This is a genomic window from Streptomyces sp. NBC_01788, assembly GCF_035917575.1.
In the GTDB taxonomy this organism is placed as follows: Bacteria; Actinomycetota; Actinomycetes; order Streptomycetales; family Streptomycetaceae; genus Streptomyces.
In genome coordinates this window covers 5235589-5252583 of the sequence record NZ_CP109090.1, presented here as the reverse complement: position 1 = coordinate 5252583, position 16995 = coordinate 5235589, and the positions used below count along the sequence as shown (strand labels likewise).

Annotated in this window: 18 protein-coding genes; 10 read left to right on the top strand and 8 right to left on the bottom strand. The window is 70.7% G+C overall.

Annotation, left to right across the window (positions count from 1 at the left end):
* Nucleotides 1-11: 11 nt before the first annotated feature.
* Together OIE49_RS23910 and OIE49_RS23905 are read right to left on the bottom strand one after the other, a co-directional pair.
* Nucleotides 12-977, bottom strand: a complete 966-nt coding sequence (locus tag OIE49_RS23910; RefSeq protein WP_326804067.1) for a zinc-binding dehydrogenase — start codon at nt 975-977, stop codon at nt 12-14.
* Between the two features lie 147 nt (nt 978-1124).
* Nucleotides 1125-2348: an NAD(P)-dependent malic enzyme gene (locus OIE49_RS23905; RefSeq protein WP_100568115.1), complete on the bottom strand. Its 1224-nt coding sequence runs from the start codon at nt 2346-2348 to the stop codon at nt 1125-1127.
* 543 nt (nt 2349-2891) lie between these two features.
* Between OIE49_RS23905 and OIE49_RS23900 the strand changes: the two genes are divergently transcribed.
* The 3 genes from OIE49_RS23900 to OIE49_RS23890 are packed head-to-tail and all read left to right on the top strand — an operon-like array spanning nt 2892 to nt 5610.
* Entirely contained in the window at nt 2892-3839 is a 948-nt protein-coding gene (locus OIE49_RS23900; protein WP_326804066.1) for an ABC transporter substrate-binding protein, read from the top strand.
* A gap of 32 nt (nt 3840-3871) precedes the next feature.
* Nucleotides 3872-4807, top strand: coding sequence for an amino acid ABC transporter permease (locus OIE49_RS23895; RefSeq protein WP_326804065.1), 936 nt, complete (start codon nt 3872-3874; stop codon nt 4805-4807).
* A gap of 50 nt (nt 4808-4857) precedes the next feature.
* On the top strand, nt 4858-5610 hold the full coding sequence (locus OIE49_RS23890) for an amino acid ABC transporter ATP-binding protein (protein WP_326806316.1): 753 nt from the start codon (nt 4858-4860) through the stop codon (nt 5608-5610).
* Nucleotides 5611-5679: 69 nt separating this feature from the next.
* Here the strand turns inward: OIE49_RS23890 and OIE49_RS23885 are convergent, their stop codons facing one another.
* On the bottom strand, nt 5680-6456 hold the full coding sequence (locus tag OIE49_RS23885) for a class I SAM-dependent methyltransferase (RefSeq protein WP_326804064.1): 777 nt from the start codon (nt 6454-6456) through the stop codon (nt 5680-5682).
* Nucleotides 6457-6555: 99 nt separating this feature from the next.
* Here OIE49_RS23885 and OIE49_RS23880 point away from each other — a divergent pair, with 99 nt between their 5' ends.
* Nucleotides 6556-7185 (top strand): CGNR zinc finger domain-containing protein, encoded by a 630-nt coding sequence (locus OIE49_RS23880; protein ID WP_326804063.1) that lies wholly within the window; start codon nt 6556-6558, stop codon nt 7183-7185.
* Here the strand turns inward: OIE49_RS23880 and sodX are convergent.
* Nucleotides 7089-7523 (bottom strand): nickel-type superoxide dismutase maturation protease, encoded by a 435-nt coding sequence (gene sodX / locus OIE49_RS23875; RefSeq protein ID WP_326804062.1) that lies wholly within the window; start codon nt 7521-7523, stop codon nt 7089-7091. The two genes, OIE49_RS23880 and sodX, sit on opposite strands and share 97 nt — an antisense overlap.
* A gap of 146 nt (nt 7524-7669) precedes the next feature.
* On the opposite strand from sodX, the gene sodN reads away from it, so the two are divergent.
* The 3 genes from sodN to OIE49_RS23860 all read left to right on the top strand — a co-directional run bounded on the left by sodN (nt 7670) and on the right by OIE49_RS23860 (nt 9550).
* Nucleotides 7670-8065, top strand: coding sequence for a superoxide dismutase, Ni (gene sodN / locus OIE49_RS23870; protein ID WP_100568120.1), 396 nt, complete (start codon nt 7670-7672; stop codon nt 8063-8065).
* Nucleotides 8066-8273: 208 nt separating this feature from the next.
* Nucleotides 8274-8816, top strand: coding sequence for a DUF1707 SHOCT-like domain-containing protein (locus OIE49_RS23865; protein WP_326804061.1), 543 nt, complete (start codon nt 8274-8276; stop codon nt 8814-8816).
* A gap of 104 nt (nt 8817-8920) precedes the next feature.
* Entirely contained in the window at nt 8921-9550 is a 630-nt protein-coding gene (locus tag OIE49_RS23860) for a class I SAM-dependent methyltransferase (RefSeq protein ID WP_326804060.1), read from the top strand.
* A 71-nt stretch (nt 9551-9621) separates the two neighbouring features.
* On the opposite strand, the gene OIE49_RS23855 is transcribed toward OIE49_RS23860, so the two are convergent.
* The 3 genes from OIE49_RS23855 to OIE49_RS23845 form a co-directional block, all read right to left on the bottom strand.
* Nucleotides 9622-10251, bottom strand: coding sequence for a GNAT family N-acetyltransferase (locus OIE49_RS23855; protein ID WP_326804059.1), 630 nt, complete (start codon nt 10249-10251; stop codon nt 9622-9624).
* Nucleotides 10252-10424: 173 nt separating this feature from the next.
* Nucleotides 10425-11591 (bottom strand): family 2 encapsulin nanocompartment cargo protein polyprenyl transferase, encoded by a 1167-nt coding sequence (locus tag OIE49_RS23850; protein WP_326804058.1) that lies wholly within the window; start codon nt 11589-11591, stop codon nt 10425-10427.
* Nucleotides 11592-11717: 126 nt separating this feature from the next.
* Nucleotides 11718-13124 (bottom strand): family 2B encapsulin nanocompartment shell protein, encoded by a 1407-nt coding sequence (locus tag OIE49_RS23845; protein ID WP_326804057.1) that lies wholly within the window; start codon nt 13122-13124, stop codon nt 11718-11720.
* Nucleotides 13125-13344: 220 nt separating this feature from the next.
* Between OIE49_RS23845 and OIE49_RS23840 the strand changes: the two genes are divergently transcribed.
* Nucleotides 13345-14262: a 1-aminocyclopropane-1-carboxylate deaminase/D-cysteine desulfhydrase gene (locus tag OIE49_RS23840; protein ID WP_326804056.1), complete on the top strand. Its 918-nt coding sequence runs from the start codon at nt 13345-13347 to the stop codon at nt 14260-14262.
* Between the two features lie 124 nt (nt 14263-14386).
* Here OIE49_RS23840 and OIE49_RS23835 read toward each other — a convergent pair whose 3' ends face one another.
* Nucleotides 14387-15982 carry a Na+/H+ antiporter gene (locus OIE49_RS23835; protein ID WP_326804055.1) on the bottom strand — a complete coding sequence of 532 codons (1596 nt, stop codon included), beginning with the start codon at nt 15980-15982 and terminating at the stop codon, nt 14387-14389.
* 77 nt (nt 15983-16059) lie between these two features.
* Between OIE49_RS23835 and OIE49_RS23830 the strand changes: the two genes are divergently transcribed.
* Both OIE49_RS23830 and OIE49_RS23825 read left to right on the top strand, forming a co-directional pair.
* Nucleotides 16060-16320: a UBP-type zinc finger domain-containing protein gene (locus OIE49_RS23830; protein ID WP_326804054.1), complete on the top strand. Its 261-nt coding sequence runs from the start codon at nt 16060-16062 to the stop codon at nt 16318-16320.
* Between the two features lie 247 nt (nt 16321-16567).
* Entirely contained in the window at nt 16568-16984 is a 417-nt protein-coding gene (locus tag OIE49_RS23825; RefSeq protein WP_100568129.1) for an anti-sigma regulatory factor, read from the top strand.
* Nucleotides 16985-16995 lie beyond the last annotated feature (11 nt).

The following is a 16995-nucleotide window of genomic DNA, read 5'->3' as shown; positions in this document are numbered from 1 at the left end:
CGGGGAGGCAGTCAGGAGGTGGTGAGCACGACCTTGCCGAAGTGGCCGCCCGACTCCAGCCGTTCGAAGCCCTCGCGGGCCCGGTCGAGCGGCAGCACCTCGTCGATGACGGGACGGACCCCTGTAGCGGCGCAGAAGGACAGCAGGTCCTCCAGTTCGTCCTTGGTGCCCATGGTCGAGCCCACGACCTTCAGCTCCAGGAAGAAGATGCGTGTCAGCTCGGCATGGGACGGCCTGTCGCCGCTCGTGGCCCCGGAGATGACGATCGTGCCGCCGGGCCGCAGCGACCTGACCGAGTGCGACCAGGTGGCCGCGCCGACGGTCTCGATCACCGCGTCCACCCGCTGCGGCAGCCGTGCCCCCGGCTCCAGTGCGTCCACCGCGCCGAGCTCCACCGCACGCCTGCGCTTGGCCTCGTCCCGGCTGGTGGCGAACACCCGCAGCCCGGCCGCCCTGCCGAGCACGATCGCGGCCGTGGCGACACCGCCGCCGGCGCCCTGGACGAGCACGGAGTCGCCGGGGCGTACCCCGGCGTTGGTGAAGAGCATGCGGTACGCCGTCAGCCACGCCGTGGGCAGACAGGCGGCCTCCTCGAAGGAGAGCTCCTTGGGCTTGGGCAGGACGTTCCAGGTCGGCACGGCCACCTGTTCGGCGAAGGTGCCCTGGTAGCGCTCGGTGAGGATGGACCGGGGCTCCGCGGGACCGACCCCGTGCCCGCTCTGTCCGATCACGGAGTGCAGGACGACCTCGTTGCCGTCCTCGTCGACACCGGCGGCGTCGCAGCCGAGGATCATGGGCAGCTTGTCCTCGGACAGCCCCACCCCCCTCAGTGACCAGAGGTCGTGGTGGTTCAGTGAGGCGGCCCTGACATTGACCGTGCTCCAGCCGGGACGGGCCTCGGGGGCCGGGCGCTCCCCCGACTCCAGGCCGCTCAGCGGCTGGTCGCGGTCGATTCGGGCGGCGTAGACAGCGAACATGACCTTGACCCTAGGGGTGCGCCCCGGCCGACGGAACCACGCACCTCTGTGACGCTCACCCTCTTGCCAGACAGGAGGACGAAGGACGCAGGACGCGGGAAAAGACGAACGGCCCCGTCCGCAGGGGACGGGGCCGTTCGGTTCGGCTCAGCGACGGGCCACGCCCTCGGCACGGGCCGCGGCGGCCACCGCCGCGGTCACGGCGGGTGCCACCCGCTCGTCGAACGGCGAGGGGATCACGTAGTCCGCGGCGAGGTCGTCGCCGACGACCCCGGCCAGCGCCTCGGCCGCCGCGATCTTCATTCCCTCGGTGATCCGGGACGCCCGCACCTGGAGCGCGCCCGCGAAGATGCCGGGGAAGGCCAGGACGTTGTTGATCTGGTTGGGGAAGTCCGAGCGCCCGGTCGCCACGACCGCCGCGTACTTGTGCGCGACCTCGGGGTGCACCTCGGGGTTCGGGTTGGCCATGGCGAACACGAACGCGCCCTCGGCCATCGACGCCACGGCCTCCTCCGGCACCGTGCCGCCGGAGACGCCGATGAAGACGTCGGCGCCGGCCAGCGCGTCCTCCAGGGAACCGCTGACGCCGGCCTTGTTGGTGAACTCGGCCAGCTCGCGCTTGACCTGCGTCAGGTCCGTGCGGTCGGCCGACACCACGCCCTTGCGGTCCGCGACCGCGACATCGCCGATACCGGCCTCGACCAGCATCCTGGCGATGGCCACACCGGCCGCGCCCGCGCCCGAGATCACGGCCCGCAGCTCTCCGATCGCGCGCCCGCTCAGCCGGGCCGCGTTGCGCAGCGCCGCGAGGGTCACGACCGCCGTGCCGTGCTGGTCGTCGTGGAAGACCGGGATGTCCAGACGCTCCTGGAGCCTGCGCTCGATCTCGAAGCACCGGGGGGCCGAGATGTCCTCCAGGTTCACACCGCCGAAGGACGGCGCGAGGCGCACCACGGTCTCGACGATCTCGTCGACGTCGGTGCAGTTCAGCGCGATCGGCACCGCGTCCACGCCGCCGAACTGCTTGAACAGGATCGCCTTGCCCTCCATGACCGGGAGGGAGGCTTCGGGGCCGATGTCACCGAGCCCCAGAACAGCCGTGCCATCGGTCACGACGGCGACCACGGACGACTTCCACGTGTAGTCGTGGACCAGTTCCGGCTGCTCCGCGATGGCGGAACAAACGCGCGCGACGCCGGGCGTGTACGCCAGGGACAGGTCGTCCTTGTCGCGGATGGGCACAGTGGCCTGCACGGCCATCTTGCCGCCGCGGTGCAGCGCGAAGGCCGGATCGAAGGAGTCGAGCGGCTCTGCTCCGCCGTCCTGGTCCGTACCGCTGTCGCTGCGAGGATTGACGATCTCCGCTGCCACTTCGTTTTACCCCTTAAGTTTCATGGTTTGAGGGTTGCCGCTCCTGGTGGGAGCGGGCGGGACCGCGCACGGACCGTGAGTGATGTCTTCGGTCACCTACGCGACGGGCGCGCCGCACACGCGCTCGAGCCCCGGATGAGGGGTGTAAAGAACCTTCTTACCGGACGATCGACGTCAACGACGAGTCCATAACGTCAAGGTCACATGACGGGGACGCGGCACTTGGCCCAATATAGGGACAACTCATCGCCGAATACCCAACAGGGTTCCAACTGCACTCAAACACCATGCAGCGGTGGACCGCGTCCTGAGACGGGCCGAAGATCCTCCGGCCGGAAGAAGGCATTCCCGCAGATGGTCCGGCTTTGCCGGAGCCGCTGTGGGCTGTTCGGGGGTCACCCGTTATCCGATTTTGACATGGCGACGCCCCTGAATGGAGCAGCCCGAATGGCAAGATGCGGTCAATCACACGAGGTCGCAACACTCGAAGGTGTGTGGTCTCGTCGCCCGTCGGCAGCGCCATCCATCAGCCGGAGGAACACCATGACCACACGCTCCACCCGTCGTACGACCGCCGCGCGCTCCCGGCTAGCTGCGGTCGGTGCGATCGTGGTCACCGGCGCCCTGATTCTCACCGGCTGCGGTGACCAGACCAAGGACAAGTCGTCGGGCTCGGCGAACTCCGCCCCGCTGGCCGACAAGCTCCCGGCCCAGATCCGGGAAAAGGGGTCCATCAAGGTCGGCTCCGACATCGCGTACGCGCCGGTCGAGTTCAAGGACAAGTCCGGCAAGGTCGTCGGTCTCGACCCCGACGTCGCGGCCGCCCTGGGCAAGCAGCTCGGGGTGACCCTCGAGTTCGAGAACGGCACCTTCGACGCCCTGCTCACTGGTCTGCGGTCCAACCGCTACGACATCGCCATGTCGGCCATGACGGACAACAAGAGCCGTCAGGAAGGCATCGACCCCAGCACGGGCAAGAAGGTCGGCGAGGGCGTCGACTTCGTCGACTACCTGACCGCCGGTGTCTCGATCTACACCCGCAAGGGCGACACCAAGGGCATCAACAGCTGGTCCGACCTGTGCGGCAAGAAGATCGCCCTGGAGCGCGGCACGGTCTCCGAGGACCTCGCGAAGTCCGAGGCGAAGAAGTGCCCGGCCAACAAGAAGCTCACCATCGAGCCGTTCGACGACGACCAGCAGGCCCAGACCCGGCTGCGCTCGGGCGGCGCGGACGCGGTCTCCTCCGACTTCCCGGTCGCCGCGTACGCGGTGAAGACCTCCGGCGGCGGCAACGACTTCGAGGTCGTCGGCCCGCAGGTCCAGGCGGCCCCCTACGGCATCGCCGTCAGCAAGACGAACACGCAGCTGCGCGACGCCCTCCAGGCCGCGGTGAACGCGATCATCAAGAACGGCGAATACGAGAAGATCCTGGAGAAGTGGGGCGTCCAGGACGGTGCCGTCAAGGAATCCGTCATCAACGGCGGCAAGTGACCGCGCCGAGCAGCCGCTGAGAGGCGACACCCGTGACTGCTGACATCGACAAGACGGCGGGGCCCAAGGACACGCCCCCGGCCGGACCGCAGGCCATCAAGGCCATACCGGTCCGGCACTACGGGCGGTACCTCACCGCCACCGTCGCGATCGCGATCCTGGTCGCGATCATCTACGCGTTCAGCCAGGGCAGGATCAACTGGCACGCGGTTCCGGACTACTTCTTCGACGACCGGATCATGACCGGCGTCGGCAAGACCCTCCTGCTGACGGTCCTGTCGATGCTGATCGGCATCGTCGGCGGCATCGTCCTGGCCGTGATGCGCCTGTCGAAGAACCCGGTGACCTCGACCATCGCCTGGTTCTACATCTGGTTCTTCCGCGGCACCCCGGTCCTGGTCCAGCTGTTCCTGTGGTTCAACCTGGGCCTGGTCTTCAACTACATCAACCTGATGCCGCTCTACAAGGACACCTGGTCGAACTTCATGACGCCGTTGCTGACGGCGCTGCTCGGCCTCGGTCTGAACGAGGCGGCGTACATGGCGGAGATCTGCCGCGCCGGTCTGCTCGCCGTCGACGAGGGCCAGACGGAGGCCGCCCACGCGCTGGGCATGAGCCACTCCAAGACCCTGCGCCGGATCATCATCCCGCAGGCCATGCGGGTGATCGTGCCGCCGACCGGCAACGAGGTCATCAACATGCTGAAGACGACCTCGCTCGTGGCGGCCGTCCAGTTCTCGGAGCTGTTCCGCTACGCCCAGGACATCGGCCAGGTCTCCGGCGCCCCGGTGGAGATGTACTTCCTCGCCGCCGCCTGGTACCTGATCATGACCTCGGTGCTGAGCGTCGGCCAGTACTACATCGAGCGGTACTACGCCCGCGGCTCCAGCCGCAGCCTGCCGCCGACGCCGTGGCAGAAGGTCAGGGCACACCTGACGTCCTTCTCCAGCAGGAAGGTCACGGCATGACCGACAAGCTCACCAAGCAGGACACCACCGTGCGCGACACCAGCGTCGCGATGGTGAAGGCGGAGGACGTCCACAAGTCCTTCGGCCAGGTGGAGGTACTCAAGGGCATCGACCTGGAGGTCAGGCCCGGCGAGGTGTTCTGCCTCATCGGCCCCTCCGGCTCCGGCAAGTCGACGTTCCTGCGCTGCATCAACCACCTGGAGAAGATCAACGCGGGCCGGCTGTACGTCGACGGCGAACTCGTCGGCTACCGCCAGCACGGCAACAAGCTGTACGAGCTGCGCGACCGCGAGGTCGCCATGAAGCGCCGGGACATCGGCATGGTCTTCCAGCGCTTCAACCTGTTCCCGCACATGACCGCGCTGGAGAACGTCATCGAGGCGCCGGTCCAGGTCAAGGGCGTGAACAAGGGCGAGGCCAGGGACCGGGCGGTGCAGCTCCTTGAGCGCGTGGGCCTGGCCGACCGGGCCGGGCACTACCCCTCGCAGCTCTCCGGCGGCCAGCAGCAGCGGGTGGCGATCGCCCGCGCCCTGGCCATGGACCCCAAGCTCATGCTGTTCGACGAGCCGACCTCGGCGCTCGACCCGGAGCTGGTGGGTGACGTCCTCGACGTCATGCGCGACCTCGCCCAGTCCGGGATGACGATGGTCGTCGTCACCCATGAGATGGGCTTCGCCCGCGAGGTCGGCGACAGCCTGGTCTTCATGGACGAGGGCGTGGTGGTGGAATCCGGCCATCCGCGCGAGGTGCTGACCAACCCGCAGCACGAGCGCACGCAGTCCTTCCTGTCGAAGGTGCTGTAGCAGGACGCGAACGGACGAGGGGCGGTACGGGGATCCCGTACCGCCCCTCTCGCATGGGTCCCTGGTGCCCTACTTGAGGGCGAGCAGGAGTGTGTCCGTCGGTGAGCACCACACCGGGCGGGCCTCGGCGAAGCCCTGCTCGCGCAGTACGCGCGCGTGCCACGCGGCGGACGGCATGTCGCCGTCGGCGTGCTCGCCGTAGATCTCGAAGCGACGGGCCGCCGGTCCGGCCAGGACCGGGTCCTTGGCGGCCAGCTGCCACCACTCGGCCCAGTCCAGGGCGCCGGCCCGCTTGGCCTGTTCCATGCGCTCGTGCCGCTGGGCGCGTTCGGCCGCGTTGATCCGGGGCGTGGTCTCGTCGATCATGTGGTCCGCGTTCATGAAGACACCGCCGTCGCGGACGAGCTTCGCGACGTGGCCGTAGAGGGCGGCGAGAGGTTCGCTGTGCAGCCAGTGCAGGGCCGTCGCGGTCAGGACGGCGTCGTAGGAGTCGTACGGCAGCTTCGCCGGCCAGGCGGGGTCCTTGAGGTCGGCGGTCACGAAGGAGACCCGGTCGTCGCCGTCGAAGGTGCCGCGCGCGATGGCGAGCAGCGCCGGGTCGAGGTCGACGCCGGTGCTGGTGGCCCCGGGGAAGCGGGTGAGCAGCCGGGCGGTGATGCTGCCGGTGCCGCAGGCCAGGTCCAGGACGCGCGGGGCGGTGCCGACGAGCGCCTCGACCATGTCGAGCATGATGCGGAAGCGTTCCTCGCGGTCGGGCATGTACCACTCCTGCTGGCGGTCCCAGCTCTTCTGCCACGCCGCCCAGTCGGCCCCCTCCGCGGTGATGCCCGTCCTCGTGTCCGTCATCGCAGCCCTCCCTGTCCACGTCACGTAATACCCTTGAAGGCCAGCCGGCTGTTACCGACCGCTCTCCCGCACCATAGAGCGACCCAGTAAGGACTACAAGTGGAACTGGCCTATTACTCGGATTACGCCGTACGGCTCGTCAACAGCGAGGAACCGGCCCGGGGCAAGGACACTTTGACCTCGGTCGACGCGGTACGGGACCTGTTCGGCGCCAACGCCTCCGCGGCCCGCCGGGCCACCGACGCCGATGTCACGCGCTTCCGCTCGGTGCGGGCCCGGCTGCGCTCTGTCTTCGAGGCGGCCGACCAGGACGACGAGACGCTCGCGGTGGCCCTGCTGAACTCCCTGCTGCTGGAGTTCCCGGTGAGCCCGCAGATCTCGGGACACGACCACCGCGACGACGACGGCCGCCCGCTGTGGCACATGCACCTGGCGGACCACCCGTCCAACGCGACCGCCGGCTACGCGGCGATCGCGGCGATGGGCCTGGCCTTCCACCTCACGGAGTACGGCGTCGACCGCCTCGGCCTCTGCGAGGCCGCGCCGTGCCGCAACGCCTACCTGGACACCTCGACCAACCGCTCGCGCCGCTACTGCTCCGACCGCTGCGCGACCCGCGCGAACGTCGCCGCCTACCGGGCCCGCAAGCGCCTCGAGGCCGACCGGTCGGTGAACACGGGCCGGGCCGCCGACAGCACCCAGCGCGCGAGCGCCAGCGGCGAGCGCTGAGCGCGCTTGCGCGGCCGGTAGCGGAACCACACCTTGCCCAGGACCAGGTCCTCGGGCACGGTCCCGTAGTCGGTACTGTCCCCGCCCGCGTACGCGTTGTCGCCCAGCACCCACCAGCCGCTGTCGCGCCGCTCCGAGGCCCGCTTGACGACCAGCAGGTCCTGCTGGAACGGATGCCGCAGGACCACCACGTCACCGGGCCGGATCCGGGCGCCGTACTGCACCACGAGCCGGTCTCCGTGGTACAGCGTGGGCACCATGGACGGCCCGGTCACCTCGGCCAGCCCGAAGGGCAGCACGGCGCCCCTGCGCTCGGTCTCCTGCGACAGTTCCGGCATCCCCGGCACCTCCCCGGTCACGTTCCTCCACCAGTCTCAGTCTCACCCCGGACTTTTGTCCTAAGCCCTAGGGGGCACTCGCGAAAACACGCCTGGCAGGGAGTAATGTCCCACCTGAGAAGACGATCACGAGGAAGGATGGCTCCATGCTTTCCCGCCTGTTTGCCCCCACGGTCAAGGTCAGCGCGCACTGCGACCTTCCCTGCGGTGTGTACGACCCGGCCCAGGCCCGCATCGAGGCGGAGTCGGTGAAGGCCGTCCAGGAGAAGATGGCCGCGAACGACGACCCGCACTTCCAGACGCGTGCCACCGTCATCAAGGAGCAGCGCGCCGAGCTGGCGAAGCACCACGTCTCCGTGCTGTGGAGCGACTACTTCAAGCCCCCGCACTTCGAGAAGTACCCGGAGCTGCACCAGCTGGTCAACGACACGCTGAAGGCCCTCTCCGCCGCCAAGGCCTCCACCGACCCGGCCACGGGTCAGAAGGCTCTGGACTACATCGCCCAGATCGACAAGATCTTCTGGGAGACCAAGAAGGCCTGACCTTCGATCACGCCCCCGACCCGCGATCCCCTTGATCGCCCGGTCCCCAGGCCCGCACCCGGCGTCCACGACGACGGGTGCGGGCCTGTATCCGCACCTGTGCGTGAACTGGCGTGAACGGTGCGCGTGGTCGGTCGCCTCGTCAGAATCCCTGCCGGCTCCGGGCCTTGGCACGGGTACGTCGCGGGCGCGGCACTAGAGTGGGACAGTGACCTCTCCGCGGGAAGATCGGTTGCCACTGCTCAGCGAGGACGACCGCGAGACGGCCGTGCGGCGTCTGCGGGAGGCGTACGCCGATGAGCGCGTCTCGCACGAGGAGATGGACGAACGTCTCGGTCGGATGCTCACCGCGAAGACGCACAGCGAGCTCGCGTCGGCCGTGGCCGGGCTCCCGGAGGAGAGTCCGGACACCACGTCGACGATCACCGCTGCCGGCGGACGGATCCAACGGCGCGGCGTGTGGCGGGTACCTCGGATCCTCAAGGTTGAGTCCGCATTCGGGAAGGTACGCCTGGATCTGTCCCGGGCGGTCATCGAGCATGCGGTCGTCGACATCGAGCTGCTGCTCGGCACCGGCGGGGCCAGGATCACCGTGCCTCGCGACGCGATCGTTGACGTGGAGGGTCTGCGCACGGGGTGGAAGGACCTGCGCTACGAGGCGCGGCGGCCTTCCCGCCCGGGCGGGCCGAAGATCCGAATCTCCGGGGCCATGGAATTCGGACGGTTGAAGATCCGCCACGCGCGGCGTTGAGGCCGGTGGCCTGGGGAGGGCAGGTCACGCCCTTGTTCGCCGGATGAGCAGGTCGAGCGGTTCGGCGAACGGCCTTGAACGGCAAGGGTGTTAGCTTCTTCCCCGTGGCGGAACACCAACACGGGACCAGGGCGGCCTACGACGGGGTCGTCGAGCTCTATGCGTCGATGTTCGCTGATCGGCTGGAGACGCGGCCGTTCACGCGGGCCATGGTCGGCACCTTCGCCGAGTTGGTGCGCGAGACGGGCAACCTGCGGGCAGCCGATGTCGGGTGCGGGCCCGGACATCTGACGGCCATGTTGCACGACTTGGGGCTGGACGCCTTCGGGCTCGACCTCTCCCCGGCCATGGTCGACCACGCCCGGCGGGCCCATCCGGCGCTGCGGTTCGACGAGGCGCGGATGGAGGCCCTGCCGGTCGAGGACTGCGCACTCGGCGGAGTGCTGGCCCACTACTCGATGATCCACACCCCGCCTGAGGAACTGCCCGCGCTGCTCGCCGAGCAGGTGCGTGTCCTGGCACCAGGGGGCCTGCTCCTGGTCTCGTTGTTCGGGACCGAGGGACCGGAGCCGGTCCTCTTCGATCACAAGGTGGCGCCCGCCTACAGCTGGCCCGTGGACCGGTTCGCCGAGTTGCTGGCCGGGGCCGGGCTCGTCACGGTCGCTCGGCTGCTCCACGACCCGGCCTCCGAACGCGGCTTCCTCGACGCCCACTTGCTCGCCCGCCTCCCCTAGAGGGAAGTCCGCAACGACGTCGGGCGCGCGGTGAGCCGTCCTGAGTCGGCGCGAGCTCGTGGGTCCGGCGGTCAGTGCCCCCGGCCGGTGACGGGTTCGCGCCACATCGGCCACATCCGGGGGCCGTCCGGGAGGTCGAGGGTGTGGTCGGCGAAGGTGAAGCCCAGGCGTTCGTAGAGCTTCGTGCTGCGCTCGCTGCTGGCCTCCAAGTAGGCGGGCAGGCCCTCGCGGTCGCAGCGGTCGAGGACGTGCTGGACGAGGGTGCCGCCCAGGCCCTCGCCCTGGTGGGCCGGTGCGACGCCGATCATCCACAGGTACTCGTGGGCGCGGTCCGCCGGATGGGAGTCGGCCATCAGCCGGGCGATCTCCTCGACCCGCGGGTTCGCCGGGTCGACGCTCTCGCGCAGCCGTACGGCGTCGTCGGCGTGCTCCGAGCCTCCCCCGTCGTCCGGGCCGTCGCCGTCGGCCGCCGGCATCGACAGCCACAGGGCGCACGCCGTACCGTCCTCGGTCACGTCGATCCGGCCTTCGGCGAGCACGATGTCGGTGAAGGCGGCCATCAGCCGGTGGTGGGTCGCACGGCGGTACTCACGCTCCGGGAAGACCCAGCCGCTCACCGGGTCGTCCTGGAAGGCCTCGTCCAGCAGCCGCACGACCAGTTCCCGGTCGCCTTCCCCCGCCGCCCGGATCCCCACGCCCATGGTCCGCCCCCTCAACTCAAGTACCGCTCGAAATAAGGGAGTTGAGCCTAGCGAAAGAGGCGGGCCCCGCACACCGTGGGGCAGTGCGGGGTCCGCCGCGCCGGAGCCGCCGGCGGCCGTACGGGGTCAGGAGCCGTACGGGCCCGGTGGCTCCGGGGTCTTCTCCGGCGGGGTCAGCTGGAGCGTCTGGTCACGAACTCGGCCAGGGCCAGCAGTCCGCCGGCGTTCGCCGGATCCGGTACGGCGCGGGCCAGGTCGGCCACGGCCCAGGCCATCCGGTCGGCCGCCTGGGCCTGCGCCCAGTCCCGCCCACCGGCCCGCTCCACCACCAGCGCCAGGTACTCCTCCTCCCCCTCCTGGTGGGGCCGGGCGTACAGCTCGGCCAGTTCGGCCGCGTCCGGGGTGCCGGAGGTCAGCGCGGCGACCACCGGCAGGGACTTCTTGCGGGCGGTGAGGTCGGCCCCGGCCGGTTTCCCGGTGCGGGCCGGGTCGCCCCATATGCCGATCACGTCGTCGATCAGCTGGAAGGCGAGCCCCGCCTGCCGGCCGAACGCGTCCAGCGCCTCGACCTCCTCCTCCCCCGCCCCCGCGTACAGGCCCCCCACGGCACAGGCGCAGCCGAGCAGCGCCCCCGTCTTGGCCTCGGCCATGGCGAGCACCTCGGCGAGTGTGACCTCGCCGGGAGCGCGCCGTTCCAGGGCGGTGTCCGTCCGCTGGCCCTCGCAGAGTTCGACGACGCAGCCCGCGAGCCGGGCGGCGGCGGCCGGTGACGCCGGATGCGGGTTCTCGGCGAGCAGTCCAAGGGCCAGCGCCTGGAGCGCGTCCCCGGCGAGGATCGCGTCGTTCTCGCCGAACACCGTCCACGCTGTGGGCCGGTGCCTCCGGGTGACGTCCCGGTCCATCACGTCGTCGTGCAGCAGCGTGAAGTTGTGGACCAGCTCGACCGCCGCCGCGGCCCGGGCCGCCACCGCCCGGGCGGGCGGCCCGCCGAGCGCGGTCGCCGCCGTGAGGACCAGTGCCGGGCGGATCGCCTTGCCGCCGTTGCCCGCGGCCGGGGTGCCGTCCGCGTGCTCCCAGCCGAAGTGGTAGCGCGCGATCCGGCGCATCGAGGCGGGCAGGGAGGCGACGGCCGCCCGCAGTTCGGGGTCGACCGACGCCCGGGAGCGTTCGAGGATCACCGCCGCGTCGTGTCCGTCGGGCGCGGCCGGGCCGCCCGCCCAACCGGGGGCGGCGCGGGGGAGAAGGCTCTCGGCGGAGCCGGGTCCCGCAGGCCGCTCGGCCCCCGCGGGGCGGGGCACGCCGGTCGGGCGCCGCGTCGTCTCCGTCATGAACTCAACCATCCGATCCACATCCGATCCCCCGCGAAGAGACCGCGGACGGTGGCGCTTCCGCAGCCGGAACTGGGCGCGTCCCCCGGGGGTGTACCCGGCCCGGCGGGCCGGGACACCGGGAGCCGGCGCGTGTGGTCAGCGCCAACGGCCGACCTCGATGTTCTCCAGGACTCCCAGCGCGTCCGGCACCAACACCGCGGCCGAGAAGTAGGACGTGACCAGGTACTTGATGACCGCCTGCTCGTTGATGCCCATGAACCGCACGGACAGGCTCGGCTCGATCTCGTCGGGGATGCCCTTCGCGCGCAGCCCGATGACGCCCTGGTCCTCCTCGCCGGTGCGCAGGGCGATGATCGAGCTGGTCCGCGCCTCGGTGACCGGGATCTTGTTGCACGGGAAGATCGGCACCCCGCGCCAGGTGGGGATGCGGTTGCCACCCATGTCGATGGTCTCCGGGACCAGACCCCGCTTGTTCAGCTCGCGGCCGAACGCGGCGATCGCGCGCGGGTGGGCGAGGAACAGCTTGGTGCCGCGGCGCCGGCTGAGCAGCTCGTCCATGTCGTCGGGGCTCGGCACGCCGTCGTGCGGGTGGATCCGCTGGTCGTACTCGCAGTTGTGGAGCAGGCCGAAGTCGTTGTTGTTGATCAGCTCGTGCTCCTGGCGCTCCTTCAGCGCCTCGACGGTCAGCCGGATCTGCTGCTCCGTCTGGTTCATCGGCTGGTTGTAGAGGTCGGTCACGCGTGTGTGCATGCGCAGGACGGTCTGCGCGATGCTCAGTTCGTACTCGCGGGGGCTGGCCTCGTAGTCGACGAAGGTGTGCGGGATGTCCGGCTCACCGCTGTGTCCGGCGGCGAGTTCGACCGCCTTCTCCCCGTACCTGTTGGCGTTCTGGTCGGAGCTCGAGGCCTGCTGCCGGAGGTGGGCCCGCAGCGAGTCGGCGCGCTCGGCGATCTGCTCGACGTCGCGGCGGGACAGCACGAGGACGGTGCACGCGGTGTCCGCGCGGGCCGTGTACTCCCAGATGGCGTCCGGGTCGAGGAGAGCCTGATCGCCGAAGTACGCGCCGTTGGCGAGGACACCGAGGACCTGGTCGTCGCCGTAGGGGCCGGTGCCGACCTTCTGGACCCTGCCGTGCGCCAGCAGGTACACCTCCTCGGCCTGGCTGCCGAAGGAGGCGATGACCTGGCCCGCCTCGATCTCGCGCTGGCGGCAGCGCTGGGCGAGCTCCGAGAGCACGTCGTCGTCCTCGTAGTCCCGCAGCGCCGGCAGTTCGCCGAGCTCGGCCGGGATGACCTCGACGCGGTCGCCTGTCTTCACGAAGGTGATGCGGCCGTCGCCGACGGCGTAGGTGAGCCGCCGGTTCACCCGGTACGTGCCGCCCTGCACGTCGACCCAGGGCAGCATGCGCAGCAGCCAGCGCGAGCTGATCTCCTGCATCTGGGGAACGGACTTGGTGGTGGTGGCCAGGTTCCGCGCGGCCGCGGTGCCGAGGCTCTGCTGCGGCCGGTCCTGCTCCGTGCGGACCTCTTCGCCTACCGACATAGAGAATTGCCCTCCCGCTCATGCCCGGCACGCTCGGCCGTGCATCGATTTGCGTGCGCCAGCCTTCCAGCACGGAGCGTGGTCGTGCTATTACCCGAAAGAGCGGGAATGGATCACTGTCGCGACGGGCAGAACTTGCGTTTCCCCTTTGCGTGACCAGCGGGTTCGCGGTGCCTCGCCGGCCGTGCCGCTTCCCGGGCCGGGCGGCGACAATGGCCGGGTGACCCGCTCCGCCGCCCCCGGCCCCGCCGCGCTGTCCCCCCGGCTGCCCTCGCCCCTCCAGGAGGTCGCCGACGACCGGTTCACCCGTCGTGGACTGCGGCTGCTCCTGAAGCGCGACGATCTGATCCACCCGGAGCTGATCGGCAACAAGTGGCGCAAACTCGCCCCGAACCTGCGGGCCGCGGCCGGCCGGACGGTCGTGACCTTCGGCGGCGCCTACTCCAACCACCTGCGCGCGACGGCCGCGGCGGGCCGCCTGCTGGGCCTGCCGACGGTCGGTGTGGTCCGCGGCCAGGAGCTGGCCGAGCGCCCGCTGAACCCCTCCCTGACGCGTTGCGCGGCCGACGGGATGCGGCTGCACTTCACCGACCGGGCGACGTACCGCCGCAAGGCCGAGCCGGAGACGCTGGCGGCCCTGCTTCGGGCCGCGGGTGCCGAGGACGCCCATGTGGTCCCCGAGGGCGGCAGCAACGCCCTGGCGGTACGCGGCTGCCGGACCCTGGGCGAGGAGCTGGGCGAGCACGCGGACGTCGTCGCGCTGGCCTGCGGCACCGGCGGCACACTGGCCGGCCTGGCCGCCGGTCTCGCGCCCGGTCGGCGTGCCCTCGGCATACCGGTCCTCCGGGGCGGTTTCCTGGCTCCGGACATCGAGGCCCTGCAGGAGCGGGCCTTCGGCGCCCGGCGCGGCACGTGGTCGCTCGACGAGCGCTTCCACTTCGGCGGCTACGCCCGTGTCCCGGCCGAACTCGACGCCTTCGCGGAGGACTTCACCGCCCGGCACGGCGTCCCCGTCGAACGCCTCTACGTCGCCAAACTGCTGTACGGCCTGGTCACCCTGGCCGCCGAGGACGCCTTCCCGCGCGGTACGGCGATCGCCGCGATCATCACGGGCACCCCTTTCCCGCCGACAGCCTGAACCGCCCGGCACCACAACGCCGCCACCGGGCCATCACGCCCGTACCCCGGCACCCGCCTGAGCCGCCCGGGCCCCTCACTCCCCGTCCCGGCGCCACGCACCACCACCCGGCCCGCCCGTCCCCTCACGCCGCCTCTCGATAGGCAGCCGCCTCCTCCAGGTCGAGCCTGCGCAGCAAGGTACGCAGCATTTCGTCGTCGATGTAGCGGCCGTCACGGAGGCGCACGAAGACCTCGCGCTCGGCGCTGATCACGTCGCGGGACAGGCGGCGGTAGGTGTCGTCGACCGACTCGCCGGTGACCGGATTGGCCTGGCCGAGGCGCTCCCAGACGGAGTTGCGGCGGCGCTCGAGGACCGTGCGGAGGCGGTCGGCGAGCGGCGGGGGCAGGGCGTTGCGCTCGTCGACCAGGAGTTCCTCCAGGCGGCGCTCGGCGGCCAGGGACGCCTGTGCCTGCGCGTTCGCCTCGGCCAGGGTCTCCGCCCGCGTGTCGCGGTCGGGGAACTTCAGCAGCCGGATCAGCGGCGGCAACGTCAGGCCCTGCACCACCAGGGTCCCGATGACCGTCGTGAAGGTCAGGAAGAGCAGCAGGTTCCGTTTCGGGAAGGGCCCGCCGTCGTGCAGCGTGACCGGGATCGAGAAGGCGATGGCCAGGGACACCACGCCCCGCATCCCGGCCCACGCGGTGACCATCGCGCCCCTCCAGGTGGGATTCTCCTCGCGCTCCCGGATGCGCCGGGACAGCAGCCGGGGCAGGAACGCCGCCGGGTACACCCACACGAACCGGGCGGCGACGACCACCAGGAAGACGGCGACCGCGTACCAGGCCGCCTCGGGCCCCGAGTACGTCCCGAGACCCCCGAGGACGACCGGGAGCTGAAGTCCGATGAGGGCGAACACCGACGACTCCAGGACGAACGCCACCATCTTCCACACCGCCTCCTCCTGGAGCCGGGTGGCGAAGTCGACCTCCCAGGCGCGGTGCCCGAGGTAGAGGGCGACGGTGACGACGGCGAGGACCCCGGAGGCGCGCACCTGCTCGGCGACGCCGTAGGCGACGAACGGGATCAGCAGGGAGAGCGTGTTCTGCAGCAGCGCCTCCTTCAGGTGGGTGCGCAGCCAGTGCAGCGGCGCCATCACCACCAGGCCGATGCCGACGCCGCCGATCGCCGCGATCAGGAACTCCCCCACGCCGCCCGCCCAGGTCGCGCCCTCGCCGACGGCGGCGGCCAGCGCCACCCGGTAGGCGGTGATCGCGGTGGCGTCGTTGAGCAGGGACTCGCCCTGGAGGATCGTGGTGATCCGTGAGGGCAGCCCGACCCGCCGGGCCACGGCCGTCGCCGCGACCGCGTCCGGCGGCGCCACCACCGCGCCCAGCACCAGCGCCGCGGTCAGCGGCAGCCCCGGCACGAGCAGGTACGCGGCCCAGCCGACCACGAAGGTCGCGAACAGCACGTAGCCGACGGAGAGCAGCGCCACGGGGCGCAGTTGCGCGCGCAGGTCGAGGTAGGAGCTGTCACTGGCGGAGGTGTACAGCAGCGGCGGCAGCAGCAGGGGCAGGACCACGCCGGGATCGAGGGCGTAGGCGGGGACCCCGGGGACGTAGGAGACCGCCAGTCCCGCCGCGACCAGCAGCAGGGGCGCCGGTACGGGGGTGCGCCGGGCGACCCCGGCCACCGCGGCGCTGCCCGCCACCAGGAACAGCAGCGGCACTACGTCCATGGTCCTCGCCCACCCGTCGTTCGTCGCCCGGCCGCTTTCCGCGCGGTCCCCCGCACGAGCGTCGTAATCTGGCAATCATGAAACAGTGCACGCACGCCGGCACGCTGCCGCACCCGGAGCCCGTGCCCGAGTGCGAGACGTGTCCGGAGTGCCTGGCGGACGGCACGCATCCGGTGCAGCTGCGGCTGTGCCTGTCCTGTGGCCACGTCGGATGCTGCGACTCGTCACCGGGACAGCATGCGACCAAGCATCACAAGGACACCGGGCACCCGGTGATGCGGACCTTCGAGCCCGGCGAGGACTGGCGCTGGTGCTTCGTGGACCACGTGCTCGTGTGACCGGAACCGGGGGACGGTTCGACCGTCTGACGTCTGGGTACGTCAACCCGGCGCCCGCCGTTCCCATTTGGGCCCGCAGACCCCTAGCCACGGAGCGTATCCGTAGCTTTACTATGAGTGACAGCAAGGGTCGGGGTCCCGGGACAGGAAGGCCGGGCGCGCGGTAGCGTCACCGCTGAACCATGTATCGCGTTGTCCGGGGGATGCCCCCGGCCCTGAGAGAGCTTGTACCACCTTGGAGGTGAGGGTGTCCCAGATCGCAGGCGAGCCCGTGGCGAACCAGGACTTCGTGGAGGTCCGGCTGCCGGCTGCGGGTGCCTACCTGTCGGTGCTGCGGACGGCCACGGCCGGCCTCGCGGCCCGTTTGGACTTCACCCTCGACGAGATCGAGGACCTGCGCATCGCGGTCGACGAGGCCTGCGCGATCCTGCTCCAGCAGGCCGTGCCCGGCTCGGTGCTCAGCTGTGTCTTCCGGCTGGTCGACGACTCGCTCGAGGTCACTGTCTCGGCCCCGACGACGGACGGTCACGCGCCTTCGCGGGACACGTTCGCCTGGACCGTCCTGTCCGCGCTCGCGGGCAAGGTCTCCTCCGCCGTGGACGACGACAGGACCGTGTCGATCAGCCTCTACAAACAGCGCGGCGCGGGACCCGGGCCGGCGTGAGGAACGGGGAC